This window comes from Enterobacter cloacae subsp. cloacae ATCC 13047 (assembly GCF_000025565.1).
In the GTDB taxonomy this organism is placed as follows: domain Bacteria; phylum Pseudomonadota; class Gammaproteobacteria; order Enterobacterales; family Enterobacteriaceae; genus Enterobacter; species Enterobacter cloacae.
Genome location: NC_014121.1, coordinates 1,086,724 through 1,103,850, shown reverse-complemented (window position 1 = coordinate 1,103,850; position 17,127 = coordinate 1,086,724). Strand labels below are relative to the sequence as shown.

The 17,127-nt window shown below is 54.5% G+C and carries 18 protein-coding genes; 3 read left to right on the top strand and 15 right to left on the bottom strand.

The features are described from left to right. Positions 1-110 precede the first annotated feature (110 nt). The 4 genes from ECL_RS05215 to gpt form a co-directional block, all read right to left on the bottom strand. On the bottom strand, positions 111-1,079 hold the full coding sequence (locus ECL_RS05215; RefSeq protein ID WP_013087110.1) for an IS5-like element IS903B family transposase: 969 nt from the start codon (positions 1,077-1,079) through the stop codon (positions 111-113). A gap of 17 nt (positions 1,080-1,096) precedes the next feature. Then, positions 1,097-1,456, bottom strand: a complete 360-nt coding sequence (gene crl, locus ECL_RS05210; RefSeq protein WP_044158866.1) for a sigma factor-binding protein Crl — start codon at positions 1,454-1,456, stop codon at positions 1,097-1,099. A 57-nt stretch (positions 1,457-1,513) separates the two neighbouring features. After that, a complete protein-coding gene (gene frsA / locus ECL_RS05205) occupies positions 1,514-2,758 on the bottom strand; it encodes an esterase FrsA (protein WP_013095741.1) in 1,245 nt (414 codons plus the stop codon). Between the two features lie 104 nt (positions 2,759-2,862). Further along, positions 2,863-3,321, bottom strand: a complete 459-nt coding sequence (gene gpt, locus ECL_RS05200) for a xanthine phosphoribosyltransferase (protein ID WP_003863205.1) — start codon at positions 3,319-3,321, stop codon at positions 2,863-2,865. A 260-nt stretch (positions 3,322-3,581) separates the two neighbouring features. On the opposite strand from gpt, the gene pepD reads away from it, so the two are divergent. Beyond that, the gene (gene pepD / locus ECL_RS05195) at positions 3,582-5,039 is read left to right on the top strand and encodes a cytosol nonspecific dipeptidase (RefSeq protein ID WP_013095740.1); all 1,458 of its coding nucleotides are present in this window, start codon (positions 3,582-3,584) and stop codon (positions 5,037-5,039) included. A gap of 52 nt (positions 5,040-5,091) precedes the next feature. On the opposite strand, the gene ECL_RS05190 is transcribed toward pepD, so the two are convergent. Next, positions 5,092-6,267, bottom strand: coding sequence for an IS4 family transposase (locus ECL_RS05190; RefSeq protein WP_013095739.1), 1,176 nt, complete (start codon positions 6,265-6,267; stop codon positions 5,092-5,094). A gap of 121 nt (positions 6,268-6,388) precedes the next feature. Next, positions 6,389-7,447: a DNA polymerase IV gene (dinB, locus tag ECL_RS05185; protein WP_013095738.1), complete on the bottom strand. Its 1,059-nt coding sequence runs from the start codon at positions 7,445-7,447 to the stop codon at positions 6,389-6,391. Between the two features lie 157 nt (positions 7,448-7,604). On the opposite strand from dinB, the gene ECL_RS05180 reads away from it, so the two are divergent. Next, positions 7,605-8,468, top strand: coding sequence for a glycerophosphodiester phosphodiesterase family protein (locus ECL_RS05180; RefSeq protein WP_013095737.1), 864 nt, complete (start codon positions 7,605-7,607; stop codon positions 8,466-8,468). A 48-nt stretch (positions 8,469-8,516) separates the two neighbouring features. Here the strand turns inward: ECL_RS05180 and nqrM are convergent, their stop codons facing one another. From nqrM to ECL_RS05145, 7 genes are read right to left on the bottom strand one after another with little or no spacing between them, the layout of a single operon-like run. Then, entirely contained in the window at positions 8,517-8,723 is a 207-nt protein-coding gene (nqrM, locus tag ECL_RS05175) for a (Na+)-NQR maturation NqrM (RefSeq protein WP_020686315.1), read from the bottom strand. Further along, the gene (gene nqrF / locus ECL_RS05170) at positions 8,723-9,946 is read right to left on the bottom strand and encodes an NADH:ubiquinone reductase (Na(+)-transporting) subunit F (protein WP_013095735.1); all 1,224 of its coding nucleotides are present in this window, start codon (positions 9,944-9,946) and stop codon (positions 8,723-8,725) included. The genes nqrM and nqrF overlap by 1 nt, the downstream gene beginning before the upstream one ends. A gap of 10 nt (positions 9,947-9,956) precedes the next feature. After that, the gene (gene nqrE / locus ECL_RS05165) at positions 9,957-10,553 is read right to left on the bottom strand and encodes an NADH:ubiquinone reductase (Na(+)-transporting) subunit E (protein WP_013095734.1); all 597 of its coding nucleotides are present in this window, start codon (positions 10,551-10,553) and stop codon (positions 9,957-9,959) included. Positions 10,554-10,559: 6 nt separating this feature from the next. Next, entirely contained in the window at positions 10,560-11,198 is a 639-nt protein-coding gene (locus ECL_RS05160) for an NADH:ubiquinone reductase (Na(+)-transporting) subunit D (RefSeq protein WP_013095733.1), read from the bottom strand. Further along, positions 11,191-11,985: a Na(+)-translocating NADH-quinone reductase subunit C gene (locus ECL_RS05155; RefSeq protein WP_013095732.1), complete on the bottom strand. Its 795-nt coding sequence runs from the start codon at positions 11,983-11,985 to the stop codon at positions 11,191-11,193. The genes ECL_RS05160 and ECL_RS05155 overlap by 8 nt, the downstream gene beginning before the upstream one ends. Next, positions 11,978-13,213, bottom strand: a complete 1,236-nt coding sequence (locus ECL_RS05150; RefSeq protein ID WP_013095731.1) for an NADH:ubiquinone reductase (Na(+)-transporting) subunit B — start codon at positions 13,211-13,213, stop codon at positions 11,978-11,980. The genes ECL_RS05155 and ECL_RS05150 overlap by 8 nt, the downstream gene beginning before the upstream one ends. 2 nt (positions 13,214-13,215) lie before the next feature. Continuing rightward, positions 13,216-14,559: a Na(+)-translocating NADH-quinone reductase subunit A gene (locus tag ECL_RS05145; RefSeq protein ID WP_013095730.1), complete on the bottom strand. Its 1,344-nt coding sequence runs from the start codon at positions 14,557-14,559 to the stop codon at positions 13,216-13,218. 298 nt (positions 14,560-14,857) lie between these two features. On the opposite strand from ECL_RS05145, the gene dpaA reads away from it, so the two are divergent. Further along, a complete protein-coding gene (gene dpaA / locus ECL_RS05140) occupies positions 14,858-15,598 on the top strand; it encodes a peptidoglycan meso-diaminopimelic acid protein amidase (protein ID WP_013095729.1) in 741 nt (246 codons plus the stop codon). Here dpaA and ECL_RS05135 read toward each other — a convergent pair. Next, positions 15,569-16,336: a class II glutamine amidotransferase gene (locus ECL_RS05135; RefSeq protein WP_013095728.1), complete on the bottom strand. Its 768-nt coding sequence runs from the start codon at positions 16,334-16,336 to the stop codon at positions 15,569-15,571. The genes dpaA and ECL_RS05135 overlap by 30 nt on opposite strands. A gap of 53 nt (positions 16,337-16,389) precedes the next feature. Beyond that, a complete protein-coding gene (gene lpcA / locus ECL_RS05130) occupies positions 16,390-16,968 on the bottom strand; it encodes a D-sedoheptulose 7-phosphate isomerase (RefSeq protein ID WP_013095727.1) in 579 nt (192 codons plus the stop codon). Positions 16,969-17,127 lie beyond the last annotated feature (159 nt).

Sequence of the window (17,127 nt, the reverse complement as noted above, 5' to 3'; positions counted from 1 at the left end):
TTTCGCCTTTTCACTGGAAAAATCATCGGCAGGCTCAAGCTTCAGGTCCAGCGTGGCTTTGTTGAATAAATCAGATTTCGGGTAAGTCTCCCCCGTAGCGGGTTGTGTTTTCAGGCAATACGCACGCTTTCAGGTATACCTGCTTTCGTCATTTTGTTCAGCGCTCGTACCAGGGCCATAGCCTCCGCAACCTGACCATCGTAGTCACGCAGCGTCAGTGAACCCCCGAACAGCTGTTTTACCCGGTACATCGCCGTTTCCGCTATCGAGCGACGGTTGTAATCTGTTGTCCATTTCCACCGCGCATTACTCCCGGTCATTCGCTGATTAGCCACTGCACGGTTACGGTCTGCATATTCACCGGGCCAGTAACCCGCACCTTTTCGGGGAGGGATAAGCGCGCTGATTTTCTTACGCCGCAGTTCATCGTGACATAGCCGGGTATCGTAAGCGCCATCGGCGGCGGCTGACCTGATTTTCCGGTGGGTTTGCCGGATTAACCCGGGGAAGGCCTCTGAGTCCGTAACGTTGTTCAGCGACAGGTCAGCGCAGATGATTTCATGTGTTTTACTGTCAACGGCGAGATGCAGCTTACGCCAGATACGGCGGCGTTCCTGGCCATGCTTTTTGACTTTCCACTCGCCTTCACCGAAGACCTTCAGCCCGGTGGAATCAATTACCAGGTGTGCGATTTCACCCCGGGTGGGCGTTTTGAAACTGACATTAACCGACTTTGCCCGCCTGCTGACACAGCTGTAATCCGGGCAGCGTAGCGGAACGTTCATCAGAGAAAAAATGGAATCAATAAAGCCCTGCGCAGCCCGCAGGGTCAGCCTGAATACGCGTTTAATGACCAGCACAGTAGTGATGGCAAGGTCAGAATAGCGCTGAGGTCTGCCTCGTGAAGAAGGTGTTGCTGACTCATACCAGGCCTGAATAGCTTCATCATCCAGCCAGAAAGTTATGGAGCCACGGTTGATGAGGGCTTTATTGTAGGTGGGCCAGTTGGTGATTTTGAACTTTTGCTTTGCCACGGAACGGTCTGCGTTGTCGGGAAGATACGTGATCTGATCCTTCAACTCAGCAAAAGTTCGATTTATTCAACAAAGCCGTCCAGCGTGGCCAGTAAATCGCGCGCCTTGTCGTGGAACTCTTTCAAGGTATATTCCAGGCGGTCAATCACTTCCTGATCTTTGATGGTGGTGGCCTGCCAGTTGCCGTCTTTATTAAACAGGCCAAACTGGTAGCTATAGGTAAAACGTTTCTCTTCTGCTTCCATTTCCATCCACCAGCCCCAGAATTCACGTTTTTCGGGTGCAGGCTTCACGTTGACGCATACAGCCAGGCAGTCGAAAAAAAAGCGATTCTCTTCACACTGCTCTTCTCGAATATACGGGCCAAGAGCCATGAACTTCTTAATCAATCTACTTTTCGGGTGTCCACTCGGTAACGTCATTACGATCTCCTTTTGTGAAGCCACTGTTTTACCAAACCATCAAAATTTAGCAATCTCTTAACACAATCTCTGGGCGATCCAACGCGTAATCTCTTTTAATACTTTGTCAAAATTCTGATACACCGGGCTGAAGGGAACTTCCAGCAATTTGCCATCCGCAGATGACGATGTGATTAAGCGTGACTCCTCTTCCGGGCTGAACGGATCGTTTTTCCAGAAGCCGGACAGCATCGGCGTTGGACACCGGCGTCCCAGCAGGCCCTGCGTTTTTAACGAATAGCGATTGAGTTCCACGCGCAGCGCTTCGTCTGAAGCATCATGCATGCCAAGGCGGCTGGCCAGTACGTCGAGGTACATTTCCGGCACGCTGCCCTGACGGGCAGGATCGCTGAGCAGAGCGTGAACCACTGGCCCAAGACAGGCTACGGCCTTCAGGCGTGACGCCTCAAGATAGGCCAGACGCACGGCCACGTTCGCCCCAAAGCGGAAACCAAACGCCGCGACGCGAGTGTGGTCGACCCAGGGAATGTTTTCCAGCGCTTTCAGCGCATGCTGGTGCAGAAGACTGGAATCCTGCGTCAGTTTCCATTTAGAGGAAAAACCGATAGAGGGCATATCAAGCGTCAGCATCGCGATCCCTTTTGGGGCGAAGTAACGCTCATACAGGCTGTAATAGTCGATTTGCAGCGAATCCAGCCCACCGCACATCAGCACGGTCGGAAACGGGCCGTCGCCTTCAGGCATATGCAGGAACCCGGTCACGGGCCCGCCGCCGGGGATGGTGAACTCAAGCTCGCGCATCCGGCCCGGCAAGCGTTGGGCAGCCTCTTCATAGGCACGGTTTGCCAGCGCCTGCGCCTGCTCCGCCAGCTCATCCCCTTTTAAGTGCGGATAGGCGGCAATGGCGTAAAGGTTGGCTGCGTGCAGCCAGTGCTTGCCGCTGAGGGTGGCGTCCTCTTCCTGGCTGGCTTTTTGCTGCCAGAGCATCGCCTGTTTCGACCATTCGTAGATCCAGTTGCCGCCGCGGTAACCCACCACCGTATCGTAGAGTTCGCTGTCGGTACGCTCGGCTTCACTCATGACGATACGCGCCTGCACATCGAGGATTTCACGCGGATCGATACCGCGCCAGATCCACATCAGGCGGTTAATCATGCGATACCAGTGAGGCACGTTTTTACCGTCTAATGCAGACTGGACGGCAGGCTGGTTCCCCGGATTGAAGCGACGCACCAGCGTCGAGGTTTCAGGGTGCTTGAAACGGGGTTTGAAGAGTGTCTCGGTGAGATTCGCCTGCGTCATTGCGTTGCCTCCATGGATACGTCATATAGTGTCCATTGTAACGCGTGGCAGAATAAAAAGAACAACGCCCGGCATAGCCGGGCGTGTAAAGTTACGTACGGAAATTAACGGCCGGAAATAGGCGGTACGAAGACCACGCCCATGTCCCATGGCTGTTCAATCCAGGTATCCTGTGGAATATCAATCACGTAATCATCAACCAGTGGGCGGCCCGCCGGTTTCGCAAAGATGGTGACGAAGTGTGCTTTTGGGTACATTTCGCGGATAGCCACCGCGGTACCACCGGTATCCACCAGGTCATCAATAACGATGAAACCTTCACCGTCGCCTTCCGCGCGTTTCAGCACTTTCAGCTCACGCTGGTTGTCGTGGTCATAGCTGGAAATGCAGACGGTATCGACATGACGAATACCCAGCTCACGGGCCAGCAGCGCCCCCGGTACCAGACCGCCACGGCTAACGGCAATAATGCCTTTCCACTGTTCAGAAGGCATCAGACGCGCGGCCAGTTTGCGTGCGTGGATCTGCAACATGTCCCAGGTGACGACGTATTTTTCGCTCATGTGAAGTGTCCCAGCCTGTTTTTATACGGCTTAAAAAGTGTTCGAGGGGGAAATAGGTTGCGCGAGATTATAGAGATCTGACGCACTAAAAACCAGTGTTTAGCGCCCTCTGCCTGAGTTTTTACATGCTTTATGCTACCAGCCATCGGAGAAAGTGGTATTCTCAGTTGCATCTCGCAAGCCTGACTTGTGGTAACTATTAACCTGCTAACCCTGTGACCTGCAACTCGCTTTGCAGGGCATCGACAAGGAGACTTATCGTGTCTGAACTGTCTCAATTATCTCCCCAGCCGCTGTGGGATATTTTTGCCAAAATCTGCTCCATTCCACACCCGTCTTACCATGAAGAACAGCTTGCCGAACATATTATGGGTTGGGCGAAGGAAAAAGGTCTGCACGCTGAACGCGACCAGGTTGGCAACATTCTGATCCGCAAACCGGCGACCGCAGGCATGGAAAACCGTAAACCGGTTGTGCTGCAGGCGCACCTGGACATGGTGCCACAGAAAAACAACGACACCGTTCACGACTTCACGAAAGACCCGATCCAGCCGTACATCGACGGCGACTGGGTGAAAGCGCGCGGCACCACGCTGGGTGCAGATAACGGTATCGGTATGGCCTCTGCGCTGGCGGTACTGGCGGACGACAGCGTTCAGCACGGTCCACTGGAAGTGCTGCTGACCATGACCGAAGAAGCGGGCATGGACGGTGCGTTCGGTCTGCAGGCGAACTGGCTGCAGGCGGATATTCTGATCAACACCGACTCTGAAGAAGAAGGCGAGATCTACATGGGCTGCGCGGGCGGGATTGATTTTATCTCTACCCTGCCGCTCTCCCGTGAAGCGGTGCCTGCTGGCTTCCAGACCTTCAAGCTGACGCTGAAAGGGCTGAAAGGCGGCCACTCCGGCGGTGATATTCACTTAGGCCTGGGCAACGCCAACAAACTGCTGGCACGCTTCCTGGCGGGCCACGCGGCTGATCTGGACCTGCGTCTGGTCGATTTCAACGGCGGTACGCTGCGCAACGCAATCCCGCGTGAAGCGTTCGCGACGGTAGCCGTTCCAGCTGCCAGAGCGGACGAGCTGAAAAAGCTCTCCAGCGTCTATCTGGATATCCTGAAAAACGAACTGTCCGCGAAAGAGAAGAACCTGACCGTAGTGCTGGAGTCCGTGTCCACGGATAAAGCCGCTCTGACCAGCCAGTCTCGTGACACCTTTATTCAGCTGTTAAACGCGACGCCAAACGGCGTGATCCGCAACTCAGACGTCGCGAAAGGCGTGGTTGAAACCTCTCTGAACGTGGGCGTGGTCACCATGGGCGACGACAGCGCAGAGATCATCTGCCTGATCCGATCGCTTATCGACACAGGTAAAGAGTATGTGGTGAGCATGCTGGAATCTCTGGGCACGCTGGCCGGAGCGAAAACCTCTGCCAAAGGCAGCTACCCAGGCTGGCAGCCGGACGCAAGCTCTCCGGTGATGGCACTGGTGCGTGAAACATACCAGCGTCTGTTCAACAGCACCCCGAACATTCAGGTGATCCACGCGGGTCTGGAATGTGGTCTGTTCAAGAAGCCGTACCCGAACATGGATATGGTCTCCATTGGGCCAACCATTACCGGGCCGCACTCGCCGGATGAGCAGGTTCACATTGAAAGCGTGGGCCATTACTGGACCCTGCTGACTGAACTGCTGAAAGCGATTCCTGCTAAGTAATACCCTCACCCCAGCCCTCTCCCAAAGGGCTGAGGGATCCCCAGTAATATGGTCATGTCACCATGACCATATTACTGTACTCTTTTCCTAGCTTTTTCATCTCGTTAACTATATTCAGGCGTCTTACTTTCCCGGGCTCATGCCGGATGACTTCTTCTGCCAGACTCAGGTATGACAGAACCCGTCTGTGCCTGATGCTGCTTGCCTGATAGTGCCAGTGTAAACACTGCCTTTCTGCCCTGTAACCTGCCAGCCACATCACCAGGCTTGCCATTGCCGCGACCATATTCAGCACTTCCAGTCGCCCTTTTCCCTGACTCCGGCTCAGCCTCAGACCGAACCAGAAGCGTGGACTTTTGTCGTCCCGGAAGTTTTGTTCTATCTGCATTCTGCGGCTGTACAGGGCCATTATCTGGTGCGGCTCCAGTCCCTCTGCATTACTGAACAGCAGCCAGGGCTCCCGCGCGCTACTGCGGTGTTCCCGCTGTGTTTTCGGCATCCCCCCTTTTCCCTGACGCCCTGCGTCAGGGCGCTTATGCAGATAGAACCGGCCGTAACAGGGCGTTCGTGGTTTACGGGACAGGACACCGTAACCCACGCAGACCGGTTGTCCGGTAGCCTCAAGCTCACTGATTTTCATCCATTTTTTATCTCCGTCCAGCCGGAAGCTGATGCAGCCCCTGACCCTGCCGGTGAAGCTCCAGCCCAGCTGGCTGACATGCCGGAACCAGTCTGTCCGGAAGCCTGCATCCGTAATGATGGTGACGGCTTTATCTTTCGGGATGGCATCATGCAGGCGGTCAAGGAAGCGGCACTGTACATCGCTGTTCTGCGCCAGCTCTGCGGGGACAACCTCACTCATAAGCGGCAGTGAGCGACCATTACAGACCAGGCTTGCCCGCAGAAGATACCAGTTCCTGTCATGCCAGCCTGTCCAGTCGACAGCAATCACACAGAAGGGCATCAGGGAGGTGATGGTATGTGTGAGCAGGTGCTGAATACGGGGAATATCCCGGTGAAGGGCGGTATTACCCAGGGCACGGTCAACACGTTTAATTTTATTTTTGACGTGCGCCCTGCCGGGAAGAGAGCGACCAAGGCTGGTCAGGGTCAGATCCGCACCGTGCGTGAGGGCAACGGCCATGGAAACAAGGACATTAATCCGGAAGCTGTGAACGTCCGGTAAAGACGCGGAGAAAAATTTCTGGCAGACTGTCTGTAAAGGCACGATGAGGTCTCTTCTGATTTGTTAGCGCAACCAGTAGATCACACTTCATCGTGCTTTTCATTTTTCTGGGGAACCCTCAGCCCAAAGGGAGAGGGTGAACAACGTCGCGCCACTGGCCTTTTTACAATCCCAATACCAGCTGTCGTTCCAGCTGCGGATCTAGCAAGGTAACGTGTAACCCCACCAGCCTGACCCCTCGCCCGCCCCGACGTTCATCCCAGGCCTTTTTCGCCGTCGCGATGAGATCCTCTTTATTCAGGCGCGGCCAGACATGCTCCTGAGTCGTCTGCTGAAAATCATTGAACTTAAGCTTCACGCCCTGACGGGCAATCAGCAGGTCCGGTTTGACCTTGATTAAGCGCCGTTCCAGCTCAGGATAGAGCTGCTCCGTAATGATGGTTTCGCATTCAGACCAGTCATGAATATCTTCAATCAGTGTGCGTTCAACCCCGACCGACTTTCGCAGCCGCTCGCTGCTGACACTGCGCTCGTCTATCCCCTGACTGCGCTCCCACAGCACGCGGCCAAATTTTCCGAAGCGTTTAAGCAGCATGGCTAAATCGCTGCGCTGTACATCTTCGCAGGTTCGCAGCCCCATGCTTTCCAGCTTTGCCGCAGAGACTTTGCCTACGCCCGGGATTTTGCCGAGCGGCAGCGTTTTTAAAAACGCCGGGACCTCTTCCGGGGTAATAACGTACTGGCCGTCGGGCTTGTTGAGATCGGACGCTATTTTGGCGAGGAATTTCACCGGTGCGACACCTGCCGACGCGGTCAGATTCAGTTCCTGGAAGATAGTCCGGCGGATCTCCTGCGCCATCAGCGTCGCGGAGCCGTGACAGTGTACGCTGTCGGTGACATCAAGATAAGCTTCGTCCAGCGACAGAGGTTCAATCAGTGAGGTGTAGCGAGAGAAGATTTCGCGGATATGCAGGGACGCTTCTTTGTACGCCTCAAAGCGACCGGGTAAAAGCGTGAGATGAGGACAAAGCTTAAGCGCCATGGCGGTAGGCATGGCGCTGCGCACGCCAAATTTGCGCGCAGGATAGTTGGCGGTGCTGATTACACCGCGCTGGACACGGCTACCGCCAATGGCAATAGGAATATCCCGCAGCGCCGGGTTGTCACGCATCTCCACTGCGGCAAAAAAACAGTCCATATCGACATGGATTATTTTGCGCATCACGACCACCACACATGTATTTATATACAGTATATCAAAGTCTAAAAAATGCGACAGCAGATTTACCTTCTCTTATTTGTCATAAAAATATGATACAAAAAATAACACGTAACTTGTTGTATATATTAATTTTTTATGTGAATAAGGATATAAATTCATGAGAAAAATACTCGCGCTCTCTCTGCTGCTCGTGACGGGAACGAGCTACGCTGGCCCACAGATCGTTGCCCACCGGGGCGGAACAGCCGATGCGCCAGAAAACACAGTACAAGCGATCAAACTGGCCTTAGAGAATCAGGCTCAGGCAGTCTGGATAACCGTGCAGCTCAGTAAAGATGGCGTTCCGGTCCTGTATCGTCCTTCTGATTTAAAAGCGCTGACGAACAAAACAGGCAAAATCTCGGACTACACGCTTGCGGAGTTATCGGCAGTTGACGCTGGCTGGAGCTGGGGCGGTGAAACCCATCCCTGGCGTGGCAAAGGGGTGACGATCCCCACCCTGAAAAGCGTGCTGGAAACCTGGCCACAAACCCGGTTTTATATTGATATCAAATCACCTGACGCCGATCCGGCCACGATGGGAAAAGCGCTTCTTGCGGTGCTTAATGAGACCCAGAGTCTGGGGCGGGTGAGGGTTTATTCTACTGAGGACCGTTATCTTGCCTCGCTTCCGGCAGCAATCCCACGCTTTGTTACCCGAAGTGAAACGCGCTCCAGGCTGGTAACGGTATCGCTGAGCCATCAGTGCCTGCCACCAGATCAGACGATGCAGGAGTACTGGTACGCGCTAGAGCTGAACAGAACCGTTGACGTGGTTGAGAAATTTACCCTTGGTGAAGGGGTGTCCCGCTCAACCCTCACATGGGATAAAGAATCCATGGGCTGTTTCCGCTCGCAGGGCAACAGTCACGTTATCTTGCTGGGCGTGAACACCGCCGAAGATTATAAAAAGGCAGAGGCGCTGCAGGCGGATGCGGTGATGGTCGACTCGCCCGCCGCCGCAAAAGCATGGGCTAAATAAGCCAGCAGGCCGCAATAATGCGGCCTGCTGTTATCGTTACGTCGCGATTTACAAAATTCGGCGCTGCTGCTCCCGCGCCATCCTTTTTTTACGGGCATCGCACGGTTCCGGGCAGTCGCAGACTTTTTCCATGCCAATGGACGAGATCCCACCGCAGCTGCCCTGAATGCTTTTGCGCTTGATGATCCAGCCTAACGACATGCCGAATATGACCAGTACAAAGACCGCGAAGGTTGCCAGAAACGTCAGCATCATCAGCCTCCAAAATCATCCAGCAGGATGTTCTCATCTTCCACGCCCAGATCTTTAAGCATCTTGATCACGGCGGCGTTCATCACTGGCGGACCACACATATAAAACTCGCAGTCTTCCGGCGCAGGATGCTGTTTGAGGTAGTTTTCATACAGCACGTTGTGGATGAAGCCCGTATGGCCGGTCCAGTTATCTTCCGGCTGCGGATCGGAGAGCGCCACATGGAAGGTGAAGTTAGGGTTTTCACGCGCCAGCTGTTCGAACTCATCGTCATAGAACATCTCACGCAGCGAACGCGCCCCGTACCAGAAGCTGATTTTACGCTGACTGCCAAGCCGCTTGAGCTGGTCGAAAATGTGCGAACGCATCGGCGCCATACCTGCACCACCGCCGATAAATACCATTTCGGCATCGGTCTCTTTCGCAAAGAACTCGCCAAACGGGCCGGAGATGGTCACCTTGTCGCCCGGTTTTAATGACCAGATATACGATGACATGATGCCCGGCGGCGCATGCGGTACCGCTGGCGGCGGCGTGGCGATACGCACGTTAAGCATGATGATACCCTTCTCTTCCGGGTAGTTCGCCATGGAGTAAGCACGAAGCGCGGGCTCTTTAACCTCAGAGACAAAGCGGAAGAGGTTGAATTTATCCCAGTCGGCACGGTATTCATCAGGCACGTCGAAGTCAGCATAGGCTACGGTGTGCTCCGGACATTCAATCTGGATATACCCCCCCGCCCGGAACGGAACGCTCTCTCCTTCAGGCACCCGCAGTTTAAGCTCTTTGATAAAGGTGGCTTTGTTATCGTTGGAGATAACTTCGCATTCCCATTTTTTAACGCCGAAAATCTCCTCCGGCAGTTCAATTTTCATGTTCTGGCGCACCGCGACCTGACAGGCCAGACGGCAGCCCTCTTTCGCCTCACGCTTGGTGATGTGCGACAGTTCAGTGGGCAGAATATCGCCACCACCCTCTTTCACCTTTACGCGGCACTGCCCACAGGAGCCACCGCCGCCGCAGGCCGAAGAGACGAAGATGCCGTTGCCAGCAAGCGTATTCAGCAGTTTATCGCCGGCTGGCGTGCGGATCTGGTTTTGCGGTTCATCGTTGATATCGATAATGACATCGCCGGAATTCACCAGCTTCGCACGCGCCACCAGAATCAACCCCGACAGCACCAGTACAATCAGCGTGAACATCGCCACGCCAAGCATAATTTCCATCAGTTAGCCCTTATAGCTGCACACCGGAGAAGGACATAAAGCCCAGCGCCATGAGACCGGTGGTGATAAAGGTGATCCCTAAGCCACGCAGGCCTGCAGGCACGTTGGCATATTTCATTTTTTCGCGGATCCCCGCCATGGTGACGATAGCCAGCATCCAGCCGATCCCGGAGCCGAAACCATACACAATTGATTCGCTGAAGTTGTAATCACGCTGAACCATAAACGAGACGCCACCGAAGATGGCGCAGTTCACCGCGATCAACGGCAGGAAGATCCCCAGCGCGTTGTAGAGTGACGGGAAATATTTATCAAGGATCATCTCAAGGATTTGCACCAGCGCCGCAATCACACCGATAAAGGTGATGAAGTTCAGGAAGCTGAGATCCACCCCCTCCACCAGCGCGCTGTCGCGCAGGACAAAGTTGTACACCAGGTTGTTGATCGGCACCGACAGGCCAAGCACCACGGTAACCGCTATGCCCAGGCCAAATGCTGTCGATACCTTTTTGGACACGGCAAGGAACGTACACATGCCGAGGAAGAACGCGAGCGCCATGTTTTCAACAAACACCGCGCGCACAAATAAACTCAGGTAATGAGCCATTGTCGGTTACTCCTTTTCCTGCTGTTCTGGCTTCAGGGTACGAATCAGCCAGATCAGCAAACCGATAATGAAAAATGCGCTTGGAGCCAGCAGGAACAGGCCGTTTGGCAGATACCAGCCGCCGTTCTGTACCGTGTCCAGCACCGTGATGCCAAACAGCTTACCGCTGCCAATCAACTCACGCAGGAACCCTACGGACAGCAGGATCACGCCGTAGCCGAGGCCGTTGCCGATGCCGTCCATAAAGCTCGCCAGCGGGGGCATTTTCATGGCATAGCCTTCTGCACGTCCCATCACGATACAGTTGGTGATAATCAGGCCCACAAATACCGAAAGCTGTTTCGATATTTCATAGGCAAAGGCTCGCAGCAGCTGATCGACCACGATCACCAGCGAGGCGATGATCGCCATCTGCACGATGATCCTCACGCTGTTGGGGATATGGTGGCGGATCATCGAGATAAACATGCTGGAAAACGCGGTTACCAGCGTTACTGCCAGCGTCATCACCACCGCCGTTTCCAGCTTGGTGGTCACCGCCAGGGCTGAACACACACCCAGCACCTGCAGCGTTATCGGGTTATTGGCTAAAAGTGGGCCAATCAGCACCTTTTTAACTTCTTTCAGTTCACCCGTATCAGCCATGGTTCAGCGCTCCTTCACGTACATTTTTCAGGAAAGGACCAAAACCAAGTTCGCCCATCCAGAAATCAAAACTGTGCTGCACCCCTTTGGAGGTGAGCGTGGCCCCGGATAGCCCGTCAACAGCATAGACATCGTCAGGACGCGCAGACCCTTTCATCACCTTCAGCGCAGGCGCTCCGCTGTCGTCGAGCACTTTCTTCCCGACAAACTGCGCGCGCCAGTTAGGGTTCTCCACTTCACCACCGAGCCCCGGCGTTTCACCCTGGTCATAGTAGGTGATGCCTTTCACGGTGCGGCCATCCGTATCAAGCGCCACGAAGGCGTACATCATTGACCACAGGCCGTTGCCGTAGATGGGCAGCACCACTTCCTGCACCTGTTTTTGCTCATCACGTACGAGGTAGATTTCAGCCAGATTGCTGCGACGCTTAATGCCCGCCGGATCCTGAGATGCGTCCAGCGTCATGCTCATCTGCGGGTCTTTTAATGCCAGCGCCTGGTTATATTTCGCCGGATCTTTATCCAGCAGTTGACCCGTTTTTAAATCCACCAGACGCGCGGTGATGCGCTCAGCAAAGACGGCCGACACATCGTCTGCACTCATCCCTTCCTGCATCAGCCCGGCGACGGCCAGGATGTTGCGCTGTTTATCCAGCGCGCGCTGCTCCTGCTGTCGCGGCTTTAACCCCACGGCAGAACCAGCCACCACAATGGAACAGACCAGACACAGGACCAGCACCACCAGCAGTGTTTTGCCGATGCTGTCGTTATTTTTGATTTCAGCCACGTGCCTTCCTCCGCTTAATGTTGGCGCGCACGACCAGATAATCGAACAGAGGTGCAAACAGGTTGGCAAACAGAATGGCCAACATCATCCCTTCCGGATAGGCCGGGTTGACCACACGAATCAGGACACACATCACCCCGATGAGCACGCCATAGCTCCATTTCCCTCTGTCAGTAAAGGAAGCAGAAACCGGATCGGTGGCCATGAACATCATGCCGAAGGCGAAACCGCCCAGCACCAGATGCCAGTACCAGGGCATGGAGAACATCGGGTTGGTGGCGGAACCGATAAGGTTGAACAGTGTGGCAGTCAGCACCATGCCGATCATGACACCGGCGACAATCCGCCAGGAGGCCACGCGACCAAACAGGATGATCGCCCCGCCAATCAAAATCATCAGCGTGGAGACCTCCCCAATGGAGCCCGGGATGTTGCCCATAAACGCATCAAACCAGGTGACGGGTTGGCCTGTCGCATTGTTCACCAGCGTTTCACCGCCGTGCGCCGCCCATTGTGAAAGCGGTGTCGCCCCAGAGAAGCCGTCCGCAGCGGTCCAGACCAGATCGCCGGAGATTTGTGCCGGATAGGCAAAGAACAAGAACGCACGCCCTGCCAGCGCAGGGTTGAGAAAGTTACGCCCGGTTCCCCCGAAGATCTCTTTCGCGATGACCACACCAAAGCTGATCCCCAGCGCGGCCTGCCAGAGCGGTAACGTTGGCGGGACAATCAGGGCAAACAGAATGGAAGTAACAAAGAAGCCTTCGTTGATCTCATGTTTACGAATAATGGCAAACAGCACTTCCCAGAACCCACCCACGATAAATACCGTGATGTAGATCGGCAGGAAGAACACCGCCCCCAGCGTCATCATGCTGATCCAGCCCGCGTCTGGGGCAAAACTTACGCCAAGCGACTGTGCCAGACGGTAATGCCAGTCAGACTGGATCACCTGCGCCAGTTGCTGAGCATCGTACAGATGATGCAGCGCCGGAATGGTCTGCAGCCCCACGTTGTACATGCCCCAGAACATTGCCGGGAAGACGGCAAACCAGACCAGAATCATCATTCGCTTCAGGTCGATGGCGTCACGAACGTGCGCCGCGCCTTTCGTCACCAGACCTGGCGTGTAGAAAATGGTCGTCGTCGCTTCATACAGCGGGTAGTACTTCTTCAGTTTACCCTCGGTAAAATGCGGCTCTATTTTTTCAAAGAGGTGTTTTAAGCCCATGGTTATCCTTCCTGCTCAATGCGGGTTAACACCTCGCGCAATACCGGTCCATATTCGTATTTTCCCGGACAGACATAGGTACAGAGCGCCAGATCTTCTTCGTCCAGCTCCAGGCAACCCAGCGCCTGGGCGCTGTCGGTGTCCCCGGCAAGCAGATCGCGCAGCAGCACGGTGGGCAGAATATCGAGCGGCATAACACGCTCGTAGTTGCCAATCGGCACCATGGCGCGCTCACCGCCGTTTGTGCTGGTGGAGAAGTTGAACAGCTTATGACGCAGGAAGTGGCCGAGCGTGGTGCGGGTGACGGAATACTTTTCTGCACCTGGCAGCACCCAGCCGAAGAGCTCTTTCTCACGCCCTTCCAGCACAATGCTCACCTGCAGATGGAAGCGTCCCAGATAGGCCTGCGGCCCAACGGCATGACGGCCGCTGAGTACCGAACCGGAAATCAGACGGTTTTCACCCGCTTTGGTTTCGTCGTCCAGCAGTTCATTGATATCCGCACCCAACAGCGTTGTCACCAGGCGCGGGTTTGCCGCCTGCGGCCCGCCAATCGCGATTACTCGCTCTGTGCAGAGCTTACCGGTGGTAAAGAGTTTGCCGATGGCAATCACGTCCTGATAGTTAAGGTGCCAGACCTGTTTTGTCAGGCTGACCGGCTCAAGGAAGTGAATATGCGTTCCCGCCAGCCCCGCCGGATGCGGGCCTGCAAATTCATTAAACGTCACCTGTCCCTGCGGATGGCCGCCAAGTTTACCGGCACTGGCCTGGCACACGTGGACTTTCCCGGACGTCAGCCGCGTGAGAACGGTCAGCCCGGCATCAAAGGCCTGACGTTGTGCCAGAATAACCGGCTGCGGGTCTGCACTGAGTGGGTTGGTGTCGATTGCCGTAACGAAGATAGCGGCCGGAACCGTGCCAGGCACAGGCGTTTTGCTGAAAGGGCGTGTGCGAAATGCGGTCCACAAACCGGCGTCCAGCAGTTGCGCCTGTACGGTTTCACGGCTCAACGCCGCGAGGTCTGCGGCCTCATAATGGGCAAACTCACGCTGTTCATCCCCTTCAATGCGGATAACCACCGACTGCAACACGCGACGTTCGCCACGGTTGATCGCCACAACGGTGCCGCTGGCAGGGGCGGTAAACATCACGCCGGGATTTTTTTTATCTTCGAAGAGCGCCTGCCCTTTAATGACGCGATCGTCCTGCTGGACCAGCATTGAGGGGCGCATCCCCACGTAATCGTCGCCCAGAATGGCAACATGGCGAACGCTTGCGCCTGCCGAAACGTGCTGTTCGGGCACGCCTGCGATGGGCAGGTCAAGTCCTTTTCTTATTTTAAACATGTGGTTAGCAAGTTTCCGTGAACAACTATTCTGAGGGCGTGAAGTGTACCATTTCCGGCGTTTTCCGGGCAGATAAAACTCAGCTGCAGGTGTCAAATTGCGAACTGATACGCAAAGTTCCTGGAGCCAGCGCGATTTTGATGGGTTATAAAGTAAAACTAATTTGTAAACTAACAGCTCCGCTCTTGCGAAAATCTATAGCGGTGCTAATGTGAGCGCTCCTAACAGATTAATCTGATTTCGGGTCTCTTTTGCCGTTCTGGCAAGTTGGTCTTAGTTTTATCAAGGAACTTGTAGTATGCGTAAAATCGCATTGTTCATTGCGATGCTCCTGATTCCGTGCGTGTCGTTTGCCGGGCTGCTCAGCAGCAACAGTTCAACCACGCCTGTGAGCAAAGAATATAAACAGCAGCTAATGGGATCCCCCGTTTATATTCAAATCTTTAAGGAAGAACGCACACTCGACCTGTTTGTAAAAATGGGTGAGACATATCAGCTGCTCGACAGCTACAAGATTTGTAACTATTCCGGTGGTCTGGGGCCAAAACAGCGTCAGGGCGATTTCAAAAGCCCGGAAGGGTTTTACAACGTTCAGCGTAACCAGCTAAAACCGGATAGCCGTTTCTATAAAGCGATTAATATCGGCTTCCCGAATGCCTTTGACCGTGCGCACGGTTACGAAGGTAAATATCTGATGATCCACGGTGCCTGTGTGTCCATCGGCTGTTACGCGATGACCGATTCCGGCATCGATGAGATTTTCCAGTTTGTCACGGGCGCACTGGTCTTTGGTCAGCCAAACGTTCAGGTCAGCATCTATCCGTTCCGCATGACCGATGCCAACATGGCGCGTCACAAGTACTCTTACTACGCGGATTTCTGGAAACAGCTCAAACCGGGCTATGACTATTTCGAGCAGACGCACAAGCCGCCTGTCGTCTCGGTTGTGGATGGCCGTTATGTGGTCAGCAAACCGCTGAGCCACGAAGTTGTCCACCCACAGCTGGCATCAAATTACACGGTCCCCGAGACAAAATAACACCCACTCGCCTGGCATAATCTTCTGCCAGGTCTCGTTGCCGGTCAGCGGCTGCGTGGCGATAACAGTGACCACATCATTTGGTGTGGTCTCTTTCTGAAAATCAATTTCCACATCCTGATCGAGCAGCTTTGCCACGCCAAACGGTGCACGTCGGGTGATCCAGAACAGGTTCGTCGAGCAGAACGCCATCACATAGCGCCCGTCAGACAACAGCATGTTAAACACGCCCTTCTCGCGCAGTTCAGACGCCAGCGACGCAATATATTTAAATACCGCCGCCATGTTGCCAGGGGTGCGCGGATAACGCTCTGTTAGCTTATGCAGCAGCCAGCAAAAGGCTTTTTCGCTGTCGGTTTCGCCAACCGGGCGAAAATTACCGGTCTCCAGTGACTTATAGCCCGTAAGTTGCCCGTTATGCGCGTAGGTCCAGTTACGGCCCCACAGCTCACGGGTAAACGGATGGGTATTTTCGAGCGCCACTTCGCCGCGGTTTGCCTGACGAATATGGGCGATTACCGAACAGGATTTAATGGGGTAATCCTGCACCAGTTTGGCAATCGGTGAGTTAAAGCTGGGTTGTGGATCCTTGAACGTGCGACACCCTTTGCCTTCGTAGAAGGTGATACCCCAGCCGTCTTTATGCGGCCCGGTTCCCCCACCGCGCTGTACCAGCCCGGTGAAACTAAAGCAGATATCGGTTGGCACATTGGCGCTCATCCCGAGCAGTTCGCACATAGATTACCTCCACTCCACAACTGCGGGGGGCACCGGAGCCCCCCAGCGAAGTCTTACTTAACCATCTCTTTTTCGATCAACTGGATCAGGATGTGGATCACTTTGATGTGAATTTCCTGAATGCGGTCAGCATAACCGAAGTGCGGAACACGGATTTCAACGTCCGCGGTACCGTCCATCTTACCGCCATCTTTGCCCGTCAGGGTGATGACTTTCATCCCTTTTTCACGCGCCGCCGCAATCGCTTTGATCACGTTACCAGAGTTGCCCGAAGTGGAGATACCCAGCAGCACGTCACCTTCACGACCAACCGCTTCAACGTAGCGGGAGAAGATGTAGTCGTAACCGAAATCGTTGCCCACGCAGGAGATGTGGCTCACGTCGGAGATCGCAATCGCCGGGTAGCCCGGACGGTTTTCACGATAACGCCCGGTCAGCTCTTCTGCGAAGTGCATAGCGTCGCAGTGGGACCCCCCGTTACCGCAGGAGAGCACTTTGCCACCGGCTTTGAAACTGTCGGCCAGCAGGACCGCCGCGCGCTGAATAGCGTGAATATTGGCATCATCTTTCAGAAAGTTAGCCAGCGTTTCCGCCGCTTCGTTCAGTTCGTTACGAATAAGATCCTGGTACATGAGGATAATCCTTCAGTATTGATGAGATAACACAGTGGAGTGTACCGGATAGCAATAAAAGCGAGAAGCTAAAGGCATGCGAATCGTCTGACGTTTTGCGTTTTCGTGCCGGCAAACAAACGAACAATGTGAACCAGGTTGTAATTATTTTGTAAACAC

Bases quoted from the DNA above. Each gene is read 5' to 3' on its own strand.
- ECL_RS05135 (WP_013095728.1), bottom strand. From the start codon at position 16,336: ATGTGCGAACTGCTCGGGATGAGCGCCAATGTGCCAACCGATATCTGC.
- nqrE (WP_013095734.1), bottom strand. From the start codon at position 10,553: ATGGCTCATTACCTGAGTTTATTTGTGCGCGCGGTGTTTGTTGAAAAC.
- lpcA (WP_013095727.1), bottom strand. From the start codon at position 16,968: ATGTACCAGGATCTTATTCGTAACGAACTGAACGAAGCGGCGGAAACG.
- ECL_RS05150 (WP_013095731.1), bottom strand. From the start codon at position 13,213: ATGGGCTTAAAACACCTCTTTGAAAAAATAGAGCCGCATTTTACCGAG.
- gpt (WP_003863205.1), bottom strand. From the start codon at position 3,321: ATGAGCGAAAAATACGTCGTCACCTGGGACATGTTGCAGATCCACGCA.
- dinB (WP_013095738.1), bottom strand. From the start codon at position 7,447: ATGCGCAAAATAATCCATGTCGATATGGACTGTTTTTTTGCCGCAGTG.
- ECL_RS05180 (WP_013095737.1), top strand. From the start codon at position 7,605: ATGAGAAAAATACTCGCGCTCTCTCTGCTGCTCGTGACGGGAACGAGC.
- ECL_RS05145 (WP_013095730.1), bottom strand. From the start codon at position 14,559: ATGTTTAAAATAAGAAAAGGACTTGACCTGCCCATCGCAGGCGTGCCC.
- nqrF (WP_013095735.1), bottom strand. From the start codon at position 9,946: ATGGAAATTATGCTTGGCGTGGCGATGTTCACGCTGATTGTACTGGTG.
- ECL_RS05160 (WP_013095733.1), bottom strand. From the start codon at position 11,198: ATGGCTGATACGGGTGAACTGAAAGAAGTTAAAAAGGTGCTGATTGGC.
- nqrM (WP_020686315.1), bottom strand. From the start codon at position 8,723: ATGATGCTGACGTTTCTGGCAACCTTCGCGGTCTTTGTACTGGTCATA.
- crl (WP_044158866.1), bottom strand. From the start codon at position 1,456: ATGACGTTACCGAGTGGACACCCGAAAAGTAGATTGATTAAGAAGTTC.
- frsA (WP_013095741.1), bottom strand. From the start codon at position 2,758: ATGACGCAGGCGAATCTCACCGAGACACTCTTCAAACCCCGTTTCAAG.
- dpaA (WP_013095729.1), top strand. From the start codon at position 14,858: ATGCGTAAAATCGCATTGTTCATTGCGATGCTCCTGATTCCGTGCGTG.